The sequence below is a fragment of the Neobacillus sp. FSL H8-0543 genome (assembly GCF_038592905.1).
Taxonomy (GTDB): domain Bacteria; phylum Bacillota; class Bacilli; order Bacillales; family Cytobacillaceae; genus Neobacillus.
In genome coordinates this window covers 3,692,357-3,708,512 of the sequence record NZ_CP151943.1, presented here as the reverse complement: position 1 = coordinate 3,708,512, position 16,156 = coordinate 3,692,357, and the positions used below count along the sequence as shown (strand labels likewise).

Sequence of the window (16,156 nt, the reverse complement as noted above, 5' to 3'; positions counted from 1 at the left end):
TATCATTATATAAACAAATATATATTTTCCATTATATGTATTCAGAAATATACTGTTAATGTGGTGACAATCCTTATAGGGAGGTCTGGAAACCATGAAGCTTTCAGTCCTGCAAGAAACTCGTGTCATTCGTTTGCTTTGTTTCATGGTCCCATTTGCGATAATAAACAGCTTTATGTTGAACGTGGCTTTACCTGATATATCTGAACAGTTTACAATATCTCCTTCTATTGCCAGTTGGGTGGTCACTGTTTCGGGAATCATTTCAGCAATAGGTGCCCTAATATACGGAAAATTATCAGATCACTTTGGAATGAAGAGTCTTGCTGTTTTTGGGGTTCTTTTATTTTCCGCCGGATCCATCTTTTGTTTAATTGCTCCAGATTTCTCTCTGTTAATTGTTGGCCGTGTGATCCAAGGAATTGGTGTATCATCTATTCCCTCTTTAGCGATGATAGCCCCTGTTCGCTATGTTGATGCAGAACGCCGTGGAAAAGCACTTGGGATTCTAGCCTCTGTCATGGCATTTTCAGGAGTAGTTGGCCCGATATTGGGCGGGATTTTCACCGGAATCTTGCATTGGCGTTTTTTATTTCTATTTTCTACGTTCATTATTCTAACTCTTCCTTTTATTCTCAAATGGTTCCCGAATGATGTACAAAAAAATGCCGGAAAAGTGAACCTTCTGGGTGCAGGATTACTCACAGTCTTTATTATTTGTCTAATGGAAGCTATTACCCTACTGAATGTTTGGCTTTTTATTGGATCAGTATGTTTATTAATCTTATTCCTTATTCAGCAAAGTAAATCTGTTAATCCTTTTATTCCAATGCACCTCTTTCAAGATGCTACCTATCGTTATGGAGTCATAATGGGTGCAGTGAATACCTCTGCCAATTTTGGTGTATTTCTGATCACTCCATTGCTTTTCAGTCAATTTTATGGATTAAATGGGTTTTGGATTGGATTACTATTGGCTCCTTCAGCTATTACTTCAGGCTTGTTAGGGTCATATGGCGGGGCATTGTCTGATCGAAAAGGAAGCAGATATGTAATAAGGCTATCTCTCCTCCTTCTTAGTATTGGTTTTCTTTTACTCTCATCTCTTTCGGGATATACGTATTGGGTCATGTCTTTATGTCTTATTCTCACGGAAATTGGATATGTTTTTATGCAACCATCTCTAACCAATTGGATATCTAGAAAACTATCTATAGAGCAATCAGGCATTGGTATGGGTGTATACAGTTTGTCAAACTTTATTTCCATTGCCATATGTGGAGCAATTACTACCAAATTAATCGAGTTAAACAATTTCCCTCCCTTAAACCCTGTTGCCTTCGATAGCCAAACAGCAATATACAGTATTATATACTTTGGATTTTTCATACTGGCAATGTTAAATTGGATAATTGTCACATTTTATGTAGAAGACGAAAATGGCCGACTATTACAAAAAAATAAAGAAAGGATATGATTCATTATGATGAAAGCCATTCGAGTTTACCAATACGGTGGACCGGAACAATTAAAACTCGAAAGGATTCCTATTCCGCAGCCCAGCTCTGATGAGGTGTTAATTCGGGTTCATACCGTTGGAGTACTTCCGTATGATTGGAAATACCGTGAAGGTTACTTTAAGGATAGTCGCCCCGCAATCTTTCCTTATACCCCTGGGACAACATTTGCAGGAACTGTGGAGAAAATTGGCCGCAATGTACATGATTTTTACATCGGACAGGAGGTCTTTGGACGGAGCAAATATGGAACTTACGCTGAGTTTACCATAGCATCAAGAGAAGAACTTTTTCCTAAACCTTCAACAATAACATTTCAAGAGGCAGCAGCAATCCCTGGGAGTGCTATTTTAGCGTGGCTTACTCTATTTAGGGACGGAGAATTAAGGGAAGGTGAAAAAGTGCTGATTCATGGAGCAGCAGGAGGATTTGGTTCTATTGCAGTCCAATTGGCTAAATGGAAGGGAGCACATGTTATTGGAACCAGTTCAGGGAGAAATTTAGACTTCCTTTCCTTATTAGGAGTAGACACTGTCATTGATTATACTTCCGCCTCTTTTGAGAACATAGTCCAGGATGTAGACCTGGTTGTCGATACGGTGGGCGGAGATACGTTAGAAAGATCCTGGTCCGTTGTGAAAAAAGGAGGGAAACTTCTATCTTTAGTTGAACAGCCATCAGCTGATAAAATACGTATGTATGGACTAAAAACAGTAAAACCGTTTATTCCGTATTATCCTGAGGAAACGAAAATTATTTCTCAGACAATTACCCAAATGATTGCAGATAGAAAGTTAAGGATCGTCATTTCAAAACTTGTTTCATTAGAAACAGTGGATGAAGCACATAAAATATCTCAACAAGGTCATGGGCGCGGTCGCATTATTTTAAAAGTATATGATGGTGCTCAAGGTGATAATGATTAACAACCCATATTGCGAAATATGTTTACCCTGTAAGACCGTTATAGTTTGATTAGCTTTTTACTTAATTTAATACTTTATTATCAACAAAAATAAAAAATAGAATGAGAAGAACAAGTGGCTTATCCGTCCCGATAATTTCTTGTTCTTCTTTCATTAATAGCTCCTATAACAAATTAATGACACAGTCCATCTTTGTATAATTCTTACGCCCTTTTATTTAATAAGAATTAGGGTAACCGTGAAATCGTTCAAATACCAATTATTTTAATTTAAGAGTAACTTGCTCTGTAGTTGATACAGAAGCTCCTAAGTTTTAGATCATCTCTTTTAAATCCTGCTGATCTTCAACAATTTGGCCCGATTGTTAATCGAATAGTACTCTTAAACTAAACTGCTTCTTTAGCATTCCTGTAGTGAGTTAATTATTGACTTTGATTAAAAAGGAGCTCCTCAGTAAGATATGAGTATAGACACCACTCTAACTCAAAATCTTAGGAGGAACCCCTACTATGAAGTTTAAAATGCAAGATAAACAAAATCAACTAATAGAAAGAATTTCCGATAAACACCTTGTTGTTGGTGTGGACATTGCTCAACAATTTCATGTCGCTCGTGCTGTAAATTTCCGTGGAATTATTGTCGGCGATCCTATCACATTTGAAAATAACATGAGGGATTTACTATTTTATTAAACTGGATTAACAAACTTAAAAGGACCAATAACTTAGATACAACTATAGTCGGCATGGAACCGGGACGTTACTGGATTAATCTATCAAAATGGCTTTTCGAACAGAATATTGATGTAGTAACCGTAAATCCGTACCATGTAAAAAGGAACAAAGAGAATCGAGATAATACCCAGTCAAAAAGCGATAAAAATGATGCACTAGTTATTGCTGATATGGTGAAGAATGGTTACTATTCCATCGTTCGTCCAACTTCTGAATCATTTGAAGAACTTCGAGTTCTTATGTCTAACCGTGACGTGATTGTTAAGCGTCTAGTTAGTTCAATCAACCAATTAAATCGTTGGGTAGTTGTTGTCTTTCCAGAGCTCCGACAAGTGTTTAAAGACGTGAAAGGTAAAGGGGCAATCGCAACCCTTCGCTTATTTCCTACCCCGATGGAATTGCGTTCAATGCAACCTCAAAACGTTGTTAACGGGTGGAAGTCACTGATGAAGAGACAGCCTGGATTAAGAAAAGCCCAATTACTTATACATTTAGCCAAACATTCGATTGGTACTAGGCAGGCACTTGATGCTTATAAATTTCATCTACAACAATTACTAGAGGAATATGACCTCGCAACAACACAACTCGAAAGAGTTGAAGAACAAGTAACAGAAGTACTTAAACAAATTCCTTATGCCAATCATTTGCTTACCATTAAAGGAATTAGTGAAATTTCATTGGCTGGTATTTTAGGAGAAGCTGGAGATTTAAGTGGCTTTGCCCACGGCAATTCTTTACTACGTCATGCAGGATTGCACCTAGCTGAGGCAAGTTTGGGAAAGTGGAAAGGTCAAATTGTCATTTCTAAACGGGGAAGATCTAGACTGCGGCGTTTCATCTACTTAGCGACGATGAGCCTTGTCATGAACAACCCTGAGTTTAAAGCTATTCACACATTAAATGTAAAGGTAAAAAATATCAAGAAGATGAAATCAATTATGAAATTGGTTGGTAAACTGGCTCGAATATTTGTAGGAATAGCCAAACTAAATGAATCCTATTGCCCAGAAAGATTACAACCCTTAACTTCCTTAGCAGCATAAGAACTAATAGATTCTTAGAAAAACTCACTAGTTTCCCCGAAAGGGTAAACTTCAATAATCATAATAATAAAGTGTGATTAATAGTTTTACACTTATCGAATGTTGGCTTATTCGCAGGATTTCAAATATGTACGGAGTACCAGATTTATTGAACAAAAGGGCATTGACCCATCACTTTAGCATAACTGGCCTCCCCCCCTTGGATAGGCATGACGAAGGAATGATAGGGCAAATGACCCGTTGAGACATGGGAGGGAAAGCCTCCAGGGGCGGCGTGGAGAATGTACATCACATGGTAAAATATGGAGTTTCATTTAACTCCTTTATTTCACTATGCCTTCACGGAGCCGTAATGATCTGAACTCTTTTCAATTAATCGTTAAATCCATATCAAGGGTTATGAAATCCTGCGAATAAAATGCTTGGAATCCGTTATAAGCAGTAACATTTTCAATGATTTTTTCCGCCCTTGATTTCAAAGACCAAAATGGCATCGATGTTTCACCGTCTATATTTGTTGAGGTAGGGATACCACCTTCGTCCCTAATAGTCCATACTTTGCGATGTTCAATAATTTCTTTTATAAATGCACTCCATTGTGCCGACGATTGAGACAAACTAACACCTACTTTTTAATAAAGGTTAAGGTATTTATTCTCCATTGCTTTTACAATACCTTCTTATGCTAACCTGCCTGTTAGTCCAACAACAAAATGCCATAGCGGTCATCTTAATTAATAACGATTTAGATTATTTTATTAATGGATAACCATCGCTTAAACTGCTGTACTCCAATATCATAATCGAATTCTTTATTGTCGATGGAAAATATTCTGGTTCCAAATGGTTCTAAAGTCAATTCGTTTTCTGGTGTAATATTATTAATCCCATACCCTTTAAAATCAAAGAATACATCCCATACATCCTCAGATTGTCTTTTAAGTGCTACCGACTCATAATCACAGTTATCCTCGTAATAACCTAAATGTAGATGATATTTATCATCATACAAAATATCCATTAAGCACCACTATTTTTATCATTTAAATTACACAATAGGGCAGATAGAATTAACAATCCTTCTTCATGTAACCTGCCAATTAGCTTAATAAAAAAAGGGCTGCATCAGCAAGCCCTCTTTATTGTAGTAAAGCACCCGTTTGTTCAAGAAGTACCTGTTTTTATATTGTATATAATGTTCAAACTTGTTTATGCTGGAATATCATTTTTCTTCTTTTTCCCTTCTTTTCTGAACCTCTATATGAAAAGCAAGATAGGTAACCCCTATTAATCCAACCATTCCAAAAAATATTGCTATAATATCTTTTTTTGAATATGTAAAGTTAGTAAAGCCAATAATCAAATTTATCACTACAAAGATAATTAATAGCCAATGTATATTCTTGGATAAAAATTTCTTCATAACTTTCTCCTCCATTTAATAACTTCTCAACTTTATCTTTATACAGTACTATATTTCCCTTAATATGTTATAAAAAATACCCTGCATCGTTAGTAAAAAAGCGTCACTACAATTGAAGAAACGCACCCCGTTAGCCATCCATGCAGCCAAAATCAGTACTGCACCACAGAGAATGAAAATGGTTAGGAAGTGTCAATACTGATACTGACCTTAATCCAGTCAACCCTAATCCATAGACTTTTTAATTACCACTCTCCTCTTTTTTTAACGATTGAGCAGGGTCTTCTTAAGTATTGTCATTTTTCTAATGTTGAAGAAACTTATTTTCATGGTAGTAAAATTAGCATATTAGATTTCTATACTACTTTTTTTCCAATCCAATGAGCAAGCAAAGCAACTGGGATAATTAAGAGACAAAAAGGTAAGCATAGAAAAATAATTTCCCATGTAATTACTTCATTCACTAATAATGAACGATATAAAACTAAACTGTATGGAATGATAACAATCAACGAAGTAAATGCACCGGGCGTAACTGAACGAAGAATGATAGATTGACCAATATGAGTAAAAGCGTGTAGAAAAAAAACCGTTGTAATAATGGTAAAAATATAAATATTACCAAGTAAACCTTGAATTACATATTGGTTGCCATAACTGTTGAACTACTTACGAATAGGAAAATAACTAATACGACAACTGCAAACTGGGCTGTTGACATAGAAAATTGTTTAATTACTCTATCCGCAATTCTTTTCGGCAATATGTCATATATTATAGTTGAATTTCTCTTCATCCACCTTTCAACCATAATAATTTCTTCAAAATCATGAAGGATAAACATAATTGGAAATAACCAGATAAGTGTTTGAACATCAACCCACTGTTCCATAATCCCCATCCTTTCCATAAAACTTCTCTTATTTTATTTTAAATTTACTTGGCATTCTTTCTTCAACTAACCAGCACCTTTAGTTGAAGAAGAAAAATGTCTGTCAAAGCAGCCGTACATATTGTTCTTAACCACTCCTTACTTTAACAGATCTTTTTATAACAGTTTAGACATATAATATTCATCTACAAATTCACCTTCAAAATATAGCGAATGCCTTTTTGTTCCTTCAATTTTAAACCCCATTTTCTTATATAGCCCATTTCCAGCAACATTTCGGGTCATTACGGTCAATTCTAAGCGGTGAATATTATGTTCTTTTGCCCAATTCTCTAATTGTTGAAATAGTTTTGTTCCGATACCACCCCCTCGATATTGAGCCAAGACACCAATAACAAGATATACGGAATGCTTGTTTTTTTGGGCGTAGCCGCCAATAGCAATTAAATAACCAACTAATTCATTATTTTCTTCTGCAATGGAAATGGTCGAATTCTCAGTTTTCCTCATTGCTTCAATTCTTTTTTCCTGCTCCTCTGGACTAATTTTTCTTTCTCCTGATTCGAAGAGCATAAAGTGGGACTCACTTTCAACTTGATAAATTAATTTCACTAGACCTTCAGCATCATCAGGATTTATTTCTCTGATTAACATTTGATTCCCCCAATCAATTAATAACCAATATTATACAATATCTTGTTTAACTAACTTGACCGTTTGTTGAAAAACAAAAAAGCACCTTTTTAACGCAATGCCCTTGGTGTATACCTTTATAGCTGCATTAATGAGGTTAAAGCGTGCTTCCTAAACATATAGTGAGTAAAACTACTTCAACTGGGTAGTATATGTTTAGAATGGTGTCCGTTCATATTTAACATATTCCCTATTAATAAACGAGGAAGTGAATAGATGAATCACAGTGACGAACGCAATAACTTTGGTGGGAATGTAGAAGAAAGTGGCAACAACCAGGCTGGGAGTAATGCTAATCAAGGTACCAGTGACTTTGGTGAAGCAGTTGGAACTTTTAATGATGCCGTTGCGGGTGCTATGATAGGTGCTCCATTTGGACTAATTGGTACTGTTATAGGCGGTGTTTCAGGCGGTGTTATTGGTAACCAGATGGTGGAGATGGTGGAGACGGCTGAAGCAGATAACAATACAGCATCCAATAATCGTGATGTGAGTAATAATATTAAACCTATAAATAAGTAGCTATTTTTCATAAAGATTCCAATCAATTTAACAAGGAAATGTAAATTCCCCGTTAACCTCAGATGTTGAAGAACTGCTGCATGGGTGGCTAACGGGTGAAATGTCTAGAGGAAGAACTCAATAATGGGTTCTTTTTCTTTTGATATTATATGCACCAAGAACGTTTAACAAAAAACTCATATTCTTCATGTTCTTCACCTAACCTTCCCAGTTACTTGAAAAAGAAAAAGCGATCCTTCGTAATTGAAGCATCGCCCCCATTAGCATTAAGTACAAACTTCACAATCTTGCTTCGAATAAATTAAAAGTGTGAGACTAAATCACAAAAGAACAGCATAGTTTCAATATCCCTTTTACTTTCAATTTGACGAAAAAGGTTCATTACAGATATTTCTAAATAGTGTAAAATATAGACTGATAGAAAACTAAGGAGTTGTTTAAATTGTTATCATTTTATTATCAACGCTATAAGTCGTGGGTTTGGCTTATTTTGTTCTTAGCTTTTGAAATAGGGGCAATTTCTAAATCCTTTTACTCTCCATTGTGGGAAGTTATACTCAACGCTATTATAGGCTTAATTTGTTTAGGGGTATATATTCGCTTAAGGTTTCTCAAACAAAAACAAAAATGAATCTAAATTAAAATGTACTATATAAAAATCATTCTTCAATTAACCTGCGTCTTTAGTTCAACAAGAAAGAGTCGCCTAAGCAACTCCTTATACTTTCACTAAAGCCCCCGTTAGTTGGGTAAGAACCTTATCTTTTGTTTAGTTAACAAGGAGGACATCCTGATATTAATCATTTTGTTTTGTTTTAATTCTATCAACAATTATTCGTGTCAGGACAAAGGATATTAAAATAGGAGAAGTAGTAATTGCACTCCTAAGATATTCATTTAGAGAAGGATTAAAATACCAAAGTAACCCAAATATTATTACTGCCGATACTGAATAGATTGATAATCCTAATATTAACTGTTTACCTACACTCATATTGCCTCCTAATTGATAACGCCAATAAAGTTTCAACGTTAAAAGTGATAGCCTACCGTTATTTTTCCATTTGAGAATGAACAATGCAAATTTTATTATGGACCCGTTTTGCTTATTAATTAAACGCACCCGTTAGTTGAACTAAGATGTTACAAATGCAAAAGTCTTTTCTTTCATACCTTCTTTTTAAAAAACAATATAAGGAATACATAAATGCTCCATTGTATTAAAAATCCACCTATTGAATTTTCGCTAAAAAAGTTATGAATCCCATTGTCACGAAGTATAGCACGAATAACTATGACAAGAATTGTAGCAATAAATGCAGAAATCAAGACTCTTTTGCCCATAAAATTTTTCTCCGTTCATAAAAAGTTCTCCGCTTTTTTTAAATCATACCATTTATTAGGTTCCGTTCCTTTATTTAGAATGAATTTTTCTTGAACAAACCTGCCCTGTTAGCTCAATATTAAAAGGAGCTGCCGCAGCACCTCCTTGTGTAACTCTTGCCCCCGTTGGATAAGACAAGATAGTTTTAACAACAATTTAAAATATGGTAATAACCGCAACTTCGTCCCATATATCCCTCAATTTTTTTCCATTTATCGTTCCGTTATCCAAAAGTTCTTGAGGGGTTTTATAATAAACAATGTCTTTAAAATCTCCCCTAAATCCATACCCATCTTTTGCATTAATATTTATATATACTTTCCCTTTATACCTAAACTCAATTTCGTGCCCCATTTCTATATCTCTTTCATACTCCGCGAATGAATAATCCATACTTTTCCACTCCCACAAAACTATGTCGTAAATTTACTAAAATTAATTAAACAATCTTTAAATTCCATGAATTAACGTTAATATTATTGCATTTAACATCTTTTCCAGAAAATTATGGATTAGGGGATGCTCAGAGAAGTTGGAAAGGTTATCCTTTTGATTCACTAAATGAATTAACAGAGAATGATTACATTCGTGGCAGCAAGCAATCAAAATCAGTGTATCTAGCAGAAAAAGGAATCGAACAAGCCTAGAAACTGATGAAGAAATATAATATAGAAGAACAATAAGGGGTCTCTCAAACGAGATTTTCCTGTACCTTTCGTAAAAAAAGTGTTGCGTTATTTATTAAGCATACCCTTGAACTCAAGCCCCCGTTACTTTAAGTGAATTACTTCACAAGCAATAAGAAACCCTTGATTAGAATAGGCGATACCACCTGAAAATATCGCCAACCTTCTGTCTCTTCGTTATTATTCCTTAATAGTTTTCATACAGTGATGACAACTTTTCCCTTTGCGTTTCCTTCTCCAAGATATCGAATAGCCTCTTCAACCTCACTTAAAGAGTACCTTTTGTCAATAACAGGTACTAACTTGCCAGCTTCAAAAAGCTCAGATAGAAACTTTTGGTCTTTTCCGTTAGGTTTGTGTATAAGAACATTCATATTCTTACGTTCAGTTTTAGAGATTATTGGAGCAACGAAAATTACTTGTAAAATTCGAGAAAATGAACCTCCCACCATAACATAAGTGCCCAAAGGTTTTAATATACGCTTGTAATCAAGGGCTGATCTATTTCCTACTACATCAATAACTAGATCATAACATTTACCTTTCTTGGTGAAATCCTCTTGTGTGTAGTCAATAACATAATCCGCTCCAATTGACTGAAGCATTTCCAATTTTCTCGAATTGTCTACACACGTTACCTCAGCCCTATATTATTTTGCAATCTGCAATCCAAAAGTCCCTACGCCTCCCCCAGCACCATTTATTAGAACCATTTGTCCTTCCTTAATTTTCCCTTTATCACGGAGTGCCTGTAACGCAAAGACAGCAGCTTGAGGTATTGCTGCTGCTTCCTCGTAAGACATAGTAGCTGGCTTAGCGTTAAAGCCTCTTCACGTACACTTATGTATTCAGCATATCCACCCCAACCACACCAAGAAATGTCACCAAAAACTTCATCACCTGGTTGAAACTGTTTTATGTCTTTACCTACAACCTCAACTCGCCCTGCAATATCTGCACCTAAAATTTTATATTTTGGCTTTATTAATCCTCCAATACGAGATAAGAACGGCTTCCCTCTTAGTAGATCCCAGTCCCAAGAATTTACCGATACCGCTTTAACGTTTACGAGGATTTCATTGTCCTTTGGTTTAGGCACATCTAATTCTGTAAGTTTAAGCACGTCTTTTGTACCATATTTATGGTAAACCATCGCTCTCATAAAAATTTCTCCTTTTCATTTGGGTTGTAAGTTGAGACGGCATACTACTCATTTATATAAACAATTAACATTTTGATTATACTTTATATTTAATGTAAATTTATTAAAAATTATAATAATTCTTTATGTTTTTGGATAAATATAAATAGAGTTTCCAAAGAACTCATCTAGTCGTTGATAAATTTTCAAAATGATTACCCACTTTACTTGCTATGAATCCTTTTAGTCATATTATTGATGGTATCAATGGATTAAACCACCATTGAACTTTTACTGCCACTTTAGTTCAAAAAGAAAAAGCCGCCTGAAATGGCAGCTGATCTGGAAGAAACGCCCCCGTTTGTAACTTATAACAGTATTGCGGCACATATTTTCCATTCTTCGCTAAATGTTCACTTTTTTTACTAATGTCCGATCATTTTCTTTATGGAACTATGCGAGGAATTTTGTCTGTTTCCTCTTCAAGTACATGAATTCCTCCGATTACTTCATAAGCAGAACCAATTGACACAAGCAAATCTCCTGTGATGGCGAGTTTTTGTTCTTGCAGCAGTTTTATTAAATCTGTTTCTCCTATTTGACTTGATACAGAAATAGCCTCTAATATTTGTCCAATCGTCTTAATCCAAACACCAGTTAGTATTTGTTGTTCACCAATTGTATTTGCATCTTCCTCAATATGCAAAAGCCCTGATAAACCTTTAATTTCAATGATCTGACCTATTACTTGAATCCAAAGCCCTAATGCAACCTCTTTTCCCAGTCCTAAAATTTCATTACTTTTTTTCTCGCTGAAATCTTTTCTGGTATTGCTCATATTCTTTGGAAGTTCCATTATTACCAGCCCCAGAACTAAAATTTTCTTTATTTTATGTGAATCAAATGCTATTGTGAAACCTATTTTGCTCATTCTTCGCACTTACATTGTTCTTCCGTCTTGAAAAGCAATGGCTAAATCTCAAAGGTTACTTTCAATCCAATGAGTTGCTGAAAGTGTATTCTACTAATTTTGAAAGTCATCTAATATGCAATAAAGGATTGATATTTTAGGGCTTTGTTGTTTATAAGCAATGAATTGATAATGATCTACAATTTTTGCTACATCCTTCGGTAAAGTATGGATTTCATAAGCCACCTTTATGTCGCAATATTTGTCAAACCGACATAAAGGGGACATTTCTCTACTTCAACTAAACTGCCCCGTTCAATAAGAAAAGAGGTTGCCGCAGCAACCCCGTAATAACACTCTTGCACCCGTTAGTTTAAGCACATAATTTCACAATCAGCTATCGAATGTAATATCTTTACTTGGGTAAACAGCGGCAAACCAACGTAATACTTCGTTGTGATGGTTAATAATTTGTTGGGCAGTAATGTCCTGTGAATCCCAAGTGCTGTGTGTATCTGAAACTAAAGTGACCTTATATTCCATACTAAAAGCCCTTCTGCAAGTTGTATCCACACACGCTTCTGTTTGAATTCCTGCAATAACCAAATGGTCAATCCCTTGTTTTTTCAGTTCTTCATCTAAAGAAGTATTATAAAATGAATCAGGAGTTGCTTTTTGAATGATTACATCCTGATTTTTTGGAGTTATTTCAGGATGAATCTCCCACCCCTTTGTCCCATACTCTAAAGGTTTACCAGCGGGTGCGTTATGCTGTATATAAAAAATAGGTGTCTTAGTAGAGCGTGCTTGTACGATTAAATCTTTTAAATTTTGTAGCATTCTTTCCCCTTTAAAGACGACATTACCTTCTTGAAACATTCCATTTTGAACGTCTATAACCAGTAGTGCTTTCTTCATTTTTCTCCCCCTAAAAAACATACGTTCGTTATTATTTATTGTACACTATTCATTAAGATTTGCTGAACAAACCTGCGACTTTAGTTCAATAAGTTCAACATAAAGAAGCGTTAATCCTTCTTGGATCAACGCACCCTTTAACTTAAGTGCAATATTTCACAATATTGCTTTCTTGGATAAAATACTAAAAGTATTGTTTTATTTTGTGTAAATATTCTAATTATGTAAAAAAGCTAACTCATAGAGTTAGCTTAACCTCTATAAACACTATCACATGTTCCAGGTTTTGGTTCATAAAAACAATGTTCTTTAAATTGACCAGTATGAGGTTGATCGTACCATGTAGGAGGACACCCTGGCGCCGTTGGATTAAAATACCAAAGAGCATATTTCGCAGGATGATCTCTCCAACTATTAATATTTTGTTGTGCTAATCTTCTTTCAGAAGTTCTTGATCTTTGATAAAATACATTCCCTTTTTGCACTGCTTCAAAAGAATAATTTCCTCCTTGTACTTGAAATATTACATCATGAATAGTGGGTACACCTTTGAAATCTAAGCATTGTGCTACAACACGATTTATTATTACATTTCCAACATATAACATTCCTTGCTGTCCTTCGCCTTCTGCTTCTGCTCTCATCATTCTTGCCATTTCATCTACTTCATGACTTCTAGCCCTTACTCTTGCCATTTCATCACCTCACAAATTAATGTATGAAAAAAAGCCTACATCCATGTCATTGTTTATATAATAAGAAGTCTTAGTTTTTATAGCATACAATTTTTAAGGAAAATGGAAAATATTGCATTCTTTTTATACCTTTATACAACTATACTGCCATTTACTTGAATAAAAAAATTAGGCATTTTTCAGCAGCGCTCGGCTCACTATTTACTGCTTTAATCATATTCCCTAGTTTTGTCCTCATAAAAACTAGGGAAATAGCCCTTCCCACCTTAATTTCTCAGCATATTTTATAAGGAATATGTATATAAAGGAGGGCTATCTAATGTTTGGATATGGTGGATACGACGGATTTGGTGGTTGTGGTGGATACTGCTACGGCGGCGTCGGTTTCGGTGGCGGTTGTTTTGCATTAATCGTTGTATTATTTATCTTGTTAATCATCGTTGGAGCAGTTATCTGTTTCTAAGAAAAACCAATTACACTTTTTTGTATTTGAGAATTCCTTTTAAGGTGTATGTGCAAGGGAGGTTAAGCGGCTATGGTGCTTCGGCTAACCCTATCATATGCATCCGTTCATGTTAATTCCCAATAGGCTAAGCCCTTTTTGGGGGAAATTTTTTTACTTTAAATCAGCACTTGTTCACTCGGCTTTATCACCTTCACCTTGTACATATGGTTTACTAACACCAAATCCAGCAGCTGTTAAAGTAAAGCACCCGTTATCCATCCATGAAGCGCAAAAATCAGCGCTTCACCACAGAGAATGAAGATGGTTCAGAACCGTCAATACTGATTCTACGGCTGGATGAGGAAGGTCGATCAACTATGAAATTGAACAAAGAGGAATATACGCCTTATTATTTGAGACTAGTTTATAAAAACTAGTCTTATTTTTTCCGGAGTTTGAGTTAATTGATAGATATGTCAAATAATGGTGGTTCTTTTAAATTGTCATACACCATAAACTCTTAGAGAAAGCCTCTGTCAGCTTATTATGGGACTTTGACTACTCTGTTAAAGGAGTGGTCTTTTTTTCTTTTTTCTGTTTTTCAGCCCTCTAAAGTTTGCGTATAATGGGTCAAATGCAACATAAAAGAGCAATGGATTTGCCGCTCTCTTGTTAACCTAAACTTCCCCGTTACTTGAATAAGAAAAGCGATCCTTCGTTATAGAAGCATCGTCCCGTTAGTTCAACAAGTACATCAAAATAATAAGGTTTATATTCAATTAATAACACGATTTATATATAATACAATGTAAGAATTACATATTCAGAACTTTTCATTATCAGAAAGGTGTTAATAAAATGGAAAACTTTTATCTGTTTGTTCTTATGTGTATTTTTCTAATAATATTACCTGGTCCCGACACTGCAATTGCTACAAAAAATACTGTCACCGTTGGGCGAATCGGTGGTCTTAAAACTGCTTTAGGTACCTGTTGTGCCCTTCTTATCCATACTTCTGCTGCCGTTTTAGGACTTTCAGCCATCATTGTGAAATCAGCGTACTTATTTTCAGTCTTCAAATACGTGGGTGCTGTCTACTTAATTTATCTGGGTGTTAAGACATTATGGTCTTTGAAGAATAAGGAAGAAGCAGCAAGCCTTGAGATGAACACAAAAAGCCAGTTTGTAAACACGTCTTGTTTTAAACAAGGTTTCCTTACAAATATACTAAATCCCAAAGTTGCTGTCTTTTTCTTAACCTTTTTGCCTCAATTCGTTGACTCTGGAAGCAATACCTTTTTCCCGTTTCTAATAATGGGTATCACTTATACTGTATTGACTGCCGTATGGTTTTTACTTTATGTCTATTTAATTAATCAGATTAGTGCTTTTATGAAAAAACCTAAAACACAAAATATTGTTGAAGGAATCACAGGTACTATACTGATAGGTTTTGGTATAAAACTAGCTCTTGAAAAGACCCATAATTAGATTATTTTTAAATATTAGGTAAGACCCTTGATTTTCATAAATCGAAGGGTCTTATTTTTTGCCAAAATCATTTGATTTTTTGTTGGCACTGTTAATGTATGATGTTGATATTCTTATTTAACAATAGTAACAAACATAAAATTATATCAAAATAATTTTTAATGAATTTGTAATTTTGCTGTGATATCACTGTTACACCTTTCTAGTATATTTAAACTACCAAATCACACTAGGAGGTAACAAACATGCTTAAGAAATTCGTCGTAGCTTTTATCATTATAGTTTCTTTCAGCTCTTTGTTTGCTAACATGGGTGATAAAGCGGAAGCAGCTTATTATCATACAAAAGCAGTTTCGGTTGCGAAGTCTAATATTGGAGTACCTTATCAATGGGGTGGGATGTCACCAAGTGGTTTTGATTGTTCAGGATTTATTAAGTATTCCTACGCAAGGGCTGGAAAAACACTAAATCGCACAGCCGCCCAAATGTTCTACGGTAACGGATATCGTATCTATAATTATATTCAACCAGGTGATTTAATGTTTTATGCTCCAACCAAGGCAAGTAGCCCAACACATGTTGCCATGTATATCGGGAATGGTAAAATGATTATGGCTTCTTCATCAAAAGGAGTCATGATTACAAGCACAAACAACCCATATTGGCATCCAAGATATGTTGGAACAAAACGCGTATAAAGACCATCCTTACTAGATGGTCTTTTTCTTATCCA

General features: G+C 35.1%; 20 protein-coding genes and 1 pseudogene. 8 read left to right on the top strand and 13 right to left on the bottom strand.

Annotation, left to right across the window (positions count from 1 at the left end):
• Window positions 1-94: 94 nt before the first annotated feature.
• The 3 genes and pseudogenes from NSS81_RS18560 (at window position 95) to NSS81_RS18550 (ending at window position 4,223) form a co-directional block, all read left to right on the top strand.
• Entirely contained in the window at window positions 95-1,477 is a 1,383-nt protein-coding gene (locus NSS81_RS18560) for an MFS transporter (protein WP_342430118.1), read from the top strand.
• 6 nt (window positions 1,478-1,483) lie between these two features.
• The gene (locus tag NSS81_RS18555; RefSeq protein ID WP_342430117.1) at window positions 1,484-2,443 is read left to right on the top strand and encodes an NADP-dependent oxidoreductase; all 960 of its coding nucleotides are present in this window, start codon (window positions 1,484-1,486) and stop codon (window positions 2,441-2,443) included.
• 509 nt (window positions 2,444-2,952) lie between these two features.
• Window positions 2,953-4,223 (top strand): annotated as a pseudogene (locus NSS81_RS18550) (IS110 family transposase).
• Between the two features lie 368 nt (window positions 4,224-4,591).
• Here the strand turns inward: NSS81_RS18550 and NSS81_RS18545 are convergent.
• From NSS81_RS18545 to NSS81_RS18520, 6 genes are all read right to left on the bottom strand, one after another.
• On the bottom strand, window positions 4,592-4,840 hold the full coding sequence (locus tag NSS81_RS18545; RefSeq protein WP_342430116.1) for a DUF2750 domain-containing protein: 249 nt from the start codon (window positions 4,838-4,840) through the stop codon (window positions 4,592-4,594).
• 128 nt (window positions 4,841-4,968) lie between these two features.
• Complete coding sequence (locus NSS81_RS18540) at window positions 4,969-5,244, bottom strand: DUF3986 family protein (protein WP_342430115.1); 276 nt, start codon at window positions 5,242-5,244, stop codon at window positions 4,969-4,971.
• Between the two features lie 201 nt (window positions 5,245-5,445).
• Window positions 5,446-5,646 carry a hypothetical protein gene (locus tag NSS81_RS18535; protein ID WP_342430114.1) on the bottom strand — a complete coding sequence of 67 codons (201 nt, stop codon included), beginning with the start codon at window positions 5,644-5,646 and terminating at the stop codon, window positions 5,446-5,448.
• 356 nt (window positions 5,647-6,002) lie between these two features.
• Window positions 6,003-6,245, bottom strand: coding sequence for an HXXEE domain-containing protein (locus NSS81_RS18530; RefSeq protein WP_342434073.1), 243 nt, complete (start codon window positions 6,243-6,245; stop codon window positions 6,003-6,005).
• A gap of 38 nt (window positions 6,246-6,283) precedes the next feature.
• Window positions 6,284-6,538, bottom strand: a complete 255-nt coding sequence (locus NSS81_RS18525; RefSeq protein WP_342430113.1) for an HXXEE domain-containing protein — start codon at window positions 6,536-6,538, stop codon at window positions 6,284-6,286.
• Window positions 6,539-6,694: 156 nt separating this feature from the next.
• On the bottom strand, window positions 6,695-7,192 hold the full coding sequence (locus NSS81_RS18520; RefSeq protein WP_342430112.1) for a GNAT family N-acetyltransferase: 498 nt from the start codon (window positions 7,190-7,192) through the stop codon (window positions 6,695-6,697).
• A 255-nt stretch (window positions 7,193-7,447) separates the two neighbouring features.
• Here NSS81_RS18520 and NSS81_RS18515 point away from each other — a divergent pair, with 255 nt between their 5' ends.
• The gene (locus NSS81_RS18515) at window positions 7,448-7,753 is read left to right on the top strand and encodes a hypothetical protein (RefSeq protein ID WP_342430111.1); all 306 of its coding nucleotides are present in this window, start codon (window positions 7,448-7,450) and stop codon (window positions 7,751-7,753) included.
• A 796-nt stretch (window positions 7,754-8,549) separates the two neighbouring features.
• Here the strand turns inward: NSS81_RS18515 and NSS81_RS18510 are convergent.
• Entirely contained in the window at window positions 8,550-8,747 is a 198-nt protein-coding gene (locus NSS81_RS18510) for a hypothetical protein (protein WP_342430110.1), read from the bottom strand.
• 546 nt (window positions 8,748-9,293) lie between these two features.
• The gene (locus tag NSS81_RS18505; protein WP_342430109.1) at window positions 9,294-9,530 is read right to left on the bottom strand and encodes a hypothetical protein; all 237 of its coding nucleotides are present in this window, start codon (window positions 9,528-9,530) and stop codon (window positions 9,294-9,296) included.
• Between the two features lie 86 nt (window positions 9,531-9,616).
• Between NSS81_RS18505 and NSS81_RS18500 the strand changes: the two genes are divergently transcribed.
• Entirely contained in the window at window positions 9,617-9,784 is a 168-nt protein-coding gene (locus NSS81_RS18500) for a DUF6429 family protein (RefSeq protein WP_342430108.1), read from the top strand.
• A gap of 236 nt (window positions 9,785-10,020) precedes the next feature.
• Here NSS81_RS18500 and NSS81_RS18495 read toward each other — a convergent pair whose 3' ends face one another.
• The 5 genes from NSS81_RS18495 to NSS81_RS18475 form a co-directional block, all read right to left on the bottom strand.
• Entirely contained in the window at window positions 10,021-10,428 is a 408-nt protein-coding gene (locus NSS81_RS18495) for a zinc-binding dehydrogenase (RefSeq protein WP_342434072.1), read from the bottom strand.
• A 98-nt stretch (window positions 10,429-10,526) separates the two neighbouring features.
• The gene (locus NSS81_RS18490) at window positions 10,527-10,985 is read right to left on the bottom strand and encodes an alcohol dehydrogenase catalytic domain-containing protein (protein ID WP_342430107.1); all 459 of its coding nucleotides are present in this window, start codon (window positions 10,983-10,985) and stop codon (window positions 10,527-10,529) included.
• A gap of 424 nt (window positions 10,986-11,409) precedes the next feature.
• Window positions 11,410-11,895, bottom strand: coding sequence for a hypothetical protein (locus tag NSS81_RS18485; RefSeq protein WP_342430106.1), 486 nt, complete (start codon window positions 11,893-11,895; stop codon window positions 11,410-11,412).
• A 372-nt stretch (window positions 11,896-12,267) separates the two neighbouring features.
• Window positions 12,268-12,792 (bottom strand): cysteine hydrolase family protein, encoded by a 525-nt coding sequence (locus tag NSS81_RS18480; protein WP_342430105.1) that lies wholly within the window; start codon window positions 12,790-12,792, stop codon window positions 12,268-12,270.
• 251 nt (window positions 12,793-13,043) lie between these two features.
• Window positions 13,044-13,487, bottom strand: coding sequence for a cell wall hydrolase (locus NSS81_RS18475; RefSeq protein ID WP_342430104.1), 444 nt, complete (start codon window positions 13,485-13,487; stop codon window positions 13,044-13,046).
• 319 nt (window positions 13,488-13,806) lie between these two features.
• Here NSS81_RS18475 and NSS81_RS18470 point away from each other — a divergent pair, with 319 nt between their 5' ends.
• The 3 genes from NSS81_RS18470 to NSS81_RS18460 all read left to right on the top strand — a co-directional run bounded on the left by NSS81_RS18470 (window position 13,807) and on the right by NSS81_RS18460 (window position 16,121).
• Window positions 13,807-13,950, top strand: a complete 144-nt coding sequence (locus tag NSS81_RS18470; protein WP_342434071.1) for a YjcZ family sporulation protein — start codon at window positions 13,807-13,809, stop codon at window positions 13,948-13,950.
• A gap of 840 nt (window positions 13,951-14,790) precedes the next feature.
• Complete coding sequence (locus tag NSS81_RS18465) at window positions 14,791-15,423, top strand: LysE family translocator (protein ID WP_342430103.1); 633 nt, start codon at window positions 14,791-14,793, stop codon at window positions 15,421-15,423.
• A 245-nt stretch (window positions 15,424-15,668) separates the two neighbouring features.
• Window positions 15,669-16,121, top strand: coding sequence for a C40 family peptidase (locus NSS81_RS18460; RefSeq protein WP_342430102.1), 453 nt, complete (start codon window positions 15,669-15,671; stop codon window positions 16,119-16,121).
• Window positions 16,122-16,156 lie beyond the last annotated feature (35 nt).